This is a genomic window from Streptococcus infantis, from assembly GCF_019929575.1.
GTDB classification, from domain to species: Bacteria; Bacillota; Bacilli; order Lactobacillales; family Streptococcaceae; genus Streptococcus; species Streptococcus infantis_L.
This window is the reverse complement of sequence record NZ_JAHZPU010000046.1, coordinates 1-4,918: the sequence shown is the minus strand read 5'-3', so window position 1 is coordinate 4,918 and position 4,918 is coordinate 1. Positions and strand designations below refer to the sequence as shown.

3 protein-coding genes and 1 pseudogene are annotated in these 4,918 nt (G+C 37.8%); all 4 read left to right on the top strand.

The features are described from left to right. The first annotated feature begins 122 nt into the window (after nucleotides 1-122). The 4 genes and pseudogenes from K1I67_RS09330 to K1I67_RS09315 all read left to right on the top strand — a co-directional run bounded on the left by K1I67_RS09330 (nucleotide 123) and on the right by K1I67_RS09315 (nucleotide 4,845). A pseudogene (locus K1I67_RS09330) lies at nucleotides 123-1,270 on the top strand (hypothetical protein). An 82-nt stretch (nucleotides 1,271-1,352) separates the two neighbouring features. Continuing rightward, complete coding sequence (locus K1I67_RS09325; RefSeq protein WP_223339715.1) at nucleotides 1,353-2,309, top strand: competence protein CoiA; 957 nt, start codon at nucleotides 1,353-1,355, stop codon at nucleotides 2,307-2,309. An 18-nt stretch (nucleotides 2,310-2,327) separates the two neighbouring features. Continuing rightward, nucleotides 2,328-4,130, top strand: a complete 1,803-nt coding sequence (gene pepF / locus K1I67_RS09320; protein WP_223339714.1) for an oligoendopeptidase F — start codon at nucleotides 2,328-2,330, stop codon at nucleotides 4,128-4,130. A 1-nt stretch (nucleotide 4,131) separates the two neighbouring features. Further along, complete coding sequence (locus K1I67_RS09315; protein ID WP_223339713.1) at nucleotides 4,132-4,845, top strand: O-methyltransferase; 714 nt, start codon at nucleotides 4,132-4,134, stop codon at nucleotides 4,843-4,845. Nucleotides 4,846-4,918 lie beyond the last annotated feature (73 nt).

Sequence of the window (4,918 nt, the reverse complement as noted above, 5' to 3'; positions counted from 1 at the left end):
GCTCAAACAGCTTGAAAGATACTCGCTTAATCAGAGGAACAACTTTGTTGCACTTGACTTGACAATTGGGGAATTTTAAATTTTACATACAACTAGCAAATTTTTAATAGGGAGGTAGCGCCATGCCTAGTCTTTTAGTCGAACTTTTTGATCATCACACTATCGAGAAAAATGTTTATCAGACTTTTATTTGTGATTGTGATGAGGTTTTATTTCTCTCCCTGAAAAAAATTGCAGAAGATGAAAGATTGGCCTTGAAACATTTTTTATTGGATCAAGTTTCCCATGTAAAGCAAGTGCATTTTCGGCAAATAAGTCTAGATAAGATTACGGATGATTTGAATCTTTTCTTGACTAACTATGATTCAGTGACCTTAGATGTTTTTGGAGGAGATTCGATATTAGCTATTTTTCTGTATCAGTATGGTTTGGAAAAGCAATTACCGATTATTGCAATAGATATTGAGCAAGGAAAACAATTTAAATGGAAAATGGGTAAAGTGGAGAAGGAAGAGTTAGTGATTCCTAACCTAACCATTGAACAGTTGATGGCCTTAAGGGGTGGTAAACTCATCAAAGCGAAACAACCTAAATACAGTCCGAAACAAATTACTACCATCAAAAAACTAGCAAACTATGCAATTTTAAACCCAGAAGAATGGTATCAGATCACTCAATTCTTTGCATTAGCAAAAACAACTGATTTCCACGCTGAACAGCAAGAGTTTTGGAAAGTAACGGTAAAAAGTACCCTTATCCAGAATCTATGATTCCCCTACTAACAGAAGCTAACTTGATTCATATTGATGAGGAAAGTTTCGATCATATTAGTTACACTTTTTCTAGCTCTGAGGCACAATTACTCTGTCGCACAAAAGGTCACATTTTAGAATTATATCTCTATCTTTTAGCGATAGAGTCAGAGTACTTTGATGAATGTATGATAGGGGCAGAAATTGACTGGAATGGTATTTTCCCTGAAGTTGATAATGTACAAAATGAAATTGATGTTGTCCTCCGTAAAGGTCAATCTATTATTTTTATATCTTGTAAAATGACAGACTTGTCTGTTGAAGCTATTAACGAGCTCGAAGTTTATGCCAATCATTTTGCAGGAGATAATTGTTTAAAATTGATTGTATGCTCCGGCAGGATTAACCCTGTTTTTAGCAATCGTTGTCAAGAATATGGCGTATCCATCATTAAACATGATCAGATATCAAATCTCATTCCCATGTTGCAAAAGTATATGAAGAACAAACGGAAGTGATACTAGATTTTATAGTGAAGAAAGGCTGATTTTATTGGCCTTTTTCTTATCCTTTTCGAATAAAGTAGAAAAGGGGGTATATATGTTTATAGCCAGAGATGAAAAGGGTAAGCTCATTAATACTCTAGAGAAAGAGCCAAAAAAACAAGACTATTATTGTCCAGCTTGTGGAACAAGTGTTCGCTTGAGAAAAGGGAAAAACTTACGGACGCATTTTGCCCATGTTTCTCTCAACCAGTGTGACTTTTATTATGAAAATGAGAGTTTAGAGCATCTGGAAAATAAGGTTGCCCTTTTTAATTGGGCGTTGAAGAATGACAAGGCCGAGCTTGAATATCCCATACCGGACCTAAAGCAAATTGCAGATGTTTTAGTCAATAAGCAATTAGCCATTGAGGTTCAATGTAGCCCCTTGTCTTCAAAACTGTTACAGGAAAGAAGCTATGGCTATCGAAGTTTGGGAATTCAAGTTCTTTGGCTACTAGGTGAAAAACTCTGTTTAAAAGAGCGTCTAACTAAACTTCAGAAAGATTTCCTTTACTTCAGTAATAATATGGGATTTCATCTTTGGGAGTTAGACCATAAAAAACAAGTTTTGAGGCTCAAGTACCTACTCCACCAAGATTTAAAAGGGAAACTCCATTATCAGGTCAAGGAATTTTCTTATGGCAAAGGGAATCTTCTAAAAATTTTACGTAGTCCTTATCAGCAACAACCTCTTATCACTTTTTCAGTTGAGCAGGATAGGAAGATTTGTCATTACATTCAAAAACAGCTCTATTATCAAAACCCCTATTGGATGAAGCAACAAGCCCAAGCTTACTTAAGAGGAGAAAACCTATTAAATTTGAAGACTCAGGACTGGTATCCCCAAGTAAGGCCTATAGAAAAAGGGCAATTTTGTCAGATTACTGTAGACTTGCAGGACTATTACGACAATTTTCAGGCCTATTATCAACAAAATCCCAAAACTGCCACACAAAAGCTTTATCCACCTGCCTTTTATCAGCAATATTTCTTAAAAAATATGGTAAAATAGAAAGGATGGAGGAAACTTATGGTATTACAACGAAATGAAATAAATGAAAAAGATACATGGGATTTATCAACGATCTTTGAAACAGACCAAAAATGGGAAGAAGAACTTGCCCTTTTAACGAAAGATACAAAACAGGCAGCTAGTCTTGAAGGACATCTCTTGGATAGTGCTGAGAGCCTTCTTAACATTACAGAGCATTATCTGGACTTGAGTCGTCGTCTTGAAAAACTCTATGTCTACGCACATATGAAAAACGACCAAGATACACGAGTCGCTAAGTATCAAGAATACTATGCAAAAGCAATGACTCTTTATAGTCAACTAGATCAGGTATTCTCTTTCTATGAGCCAGAATTTATGGCTATAACAGAAGAGCAGTATCAAAAGTTTTTGTCAGAAGAACCAAAACTTCAGCCTTATAAACACTTCTTTGATAAACTTTTGCAAAATAAGGACCATGTCCTTTCACAACGTGAAGAGGAATTATTAGCCGGAGCTGGAGAAATTTTTGGTGCAGCCAGTGAAACCTTTGCTATCTTGGACAATGCGGATATTAGCTTCCCATATGTCCTTGATGATGAAGGAAATGAAGTACAACTCTCTCACGGGACATACATTCGTTTGATGGAGTCAAAAAATCGTGAAGTTCGCCGTGGTGCTTATGAAGCTCTATATGCGACTTACGAGCAATTCCAGCATACATATGCTAAGACTTTGCAAACAAATGTCAAGGTACAAAACTACCGTGCTAAAGTCCGTAACTATCAGAGCGCTCGTCAGGCTGCGCTAGATGCAAACTTTGTCCCAGAAAGTGTTTATGATAATTTGGTGACTGCAGTTCGTAAGCATTTACCACTTTTACACCGTTATCTAGCCCTTCGTTCAAAGATTTTAGGGATTTCAGACCTTAAAATGTACGATGTCTATACACCATTGTCTTCAGTAGAATACAGCTTTACTTATGAGGAAGCCTTGAAGAAGGCAGAGGAAGCTTTGGCTGTTCTTGGTGACGATTACTTGAGTCGTGTTAAACGTGCCTTTAGTGAGCGTTGGATCGATGTTTATGAAAACCAAGGCAAGCGTTCAGGTGCCTATTCAGGTGGTTCTTATGACACCAATGCTTTCATGCTCCTTAACTGGCAGGATAATCTCGATAATCTCTTTACTCTTGTACACGAGACTGGGCACAGTATGCACTCAAGCTATACCCGTGAAACACAGCCTTATGTATACGGAGATTACTCAATCTTCTTGGCAGAGATTGCTTCAACAACCAATGAAAATATCTTAACTGAAAAATTATTGGAAGAAGTTCAAGATGACGCAACACGCTTTGCTATTCTAAACAACTTCTTGGATGGTTTCCGTGGAACAGTGTTCCGCCAAACTCAATTTGCTGAATTTGAACATACTATTCACCAAGCCGATCAAAATGGTGAAGTCTTGACAAGCGAATTCTTAAACAATCTCTATGCTGATTTGAACCAAGAGTACTATGGACTTAACAAGGAAGACAATCCTCAAATCCAGTACGAGTGGGCTCGTATCCCTCATTTCTACTATAACTATTATGTATATCAGTATTCAACAGGCTTTGCAGCTGCTTCAGCCTTGGCTGAAAAGATTGTTCATGGTAGCCAAGAGGATCGTGACCGCTATATCGACTACCTCAAGGCAGGGAAGTCAGATTATCCACTCAATATCATGCGCAAAGCTGGTGTTGATATGGAAAAAGAAGATTACCTCAACGACGCCTTTGCAGTCTTTGAGCGTCGATTGAATGAGTTTGAAGCCCTCGTTGAAAAATTAGGATTGGCATAAGATGGTAGAATCTTATAGTAAAAATGCCAACCATAACATGCGTCGACCAGTTGTCAAAGAAGAAATCGTAGACTTTATGCGCCAGCGTCAAAAGCAGGTGACAGGTTCTTTAAAAGAGCTAGAAAATTTTGCTCGTAAGGAAAATATTCCCATTATTCCCCATGAAACGGTTGCTTATTTCCGTTTTCTCATGGAGACTATGCAACCAAAAAATATTTTAGAGATTGGGACGGCAATTGGTTTTTCAGCCCTCTTGATGGCTGAACACGCGCCCGAAGCTAAAATCACGACTATAGATCGTAATCCAGAAATGATTGGTTTTGCCAAGGATAATTTAGTCCGTTTTGACACTCGCAAACAAATTACTCTGCTTGAGGGCGATGCTGTAGATGTTTTATCGACCTTAACAGAATCCTATGATTTTGTCTTTATGGACTCAGCCAAGTCTAAGTATATCGTCTTTCTACCAGAAATCTTTAAACATCTGGATGTTGGAGGAGTGGTTGTTTTGGATGATATTTTCCAAGGAGGGGATATTGCCAAAGATATCATGGAAGTCCGTCGAGGCCAACGAACCATCTATCGGGGCTTGCAACGACTCTTTGATGCGACTTTGGACAATCCAGGATTAACCGCTACTTTGGTTCCTCTTGGAGACGGAATTCTCATGCTGAGAAAAAATGTGAAAAATGTAAGTTTACCTGAAATGGAATAATTGCCCTGTTGTAAAATGAAGTGCAACACAAAAGACATGTTCATCTGATATACTAGAGTTGCAAAAAACAGTA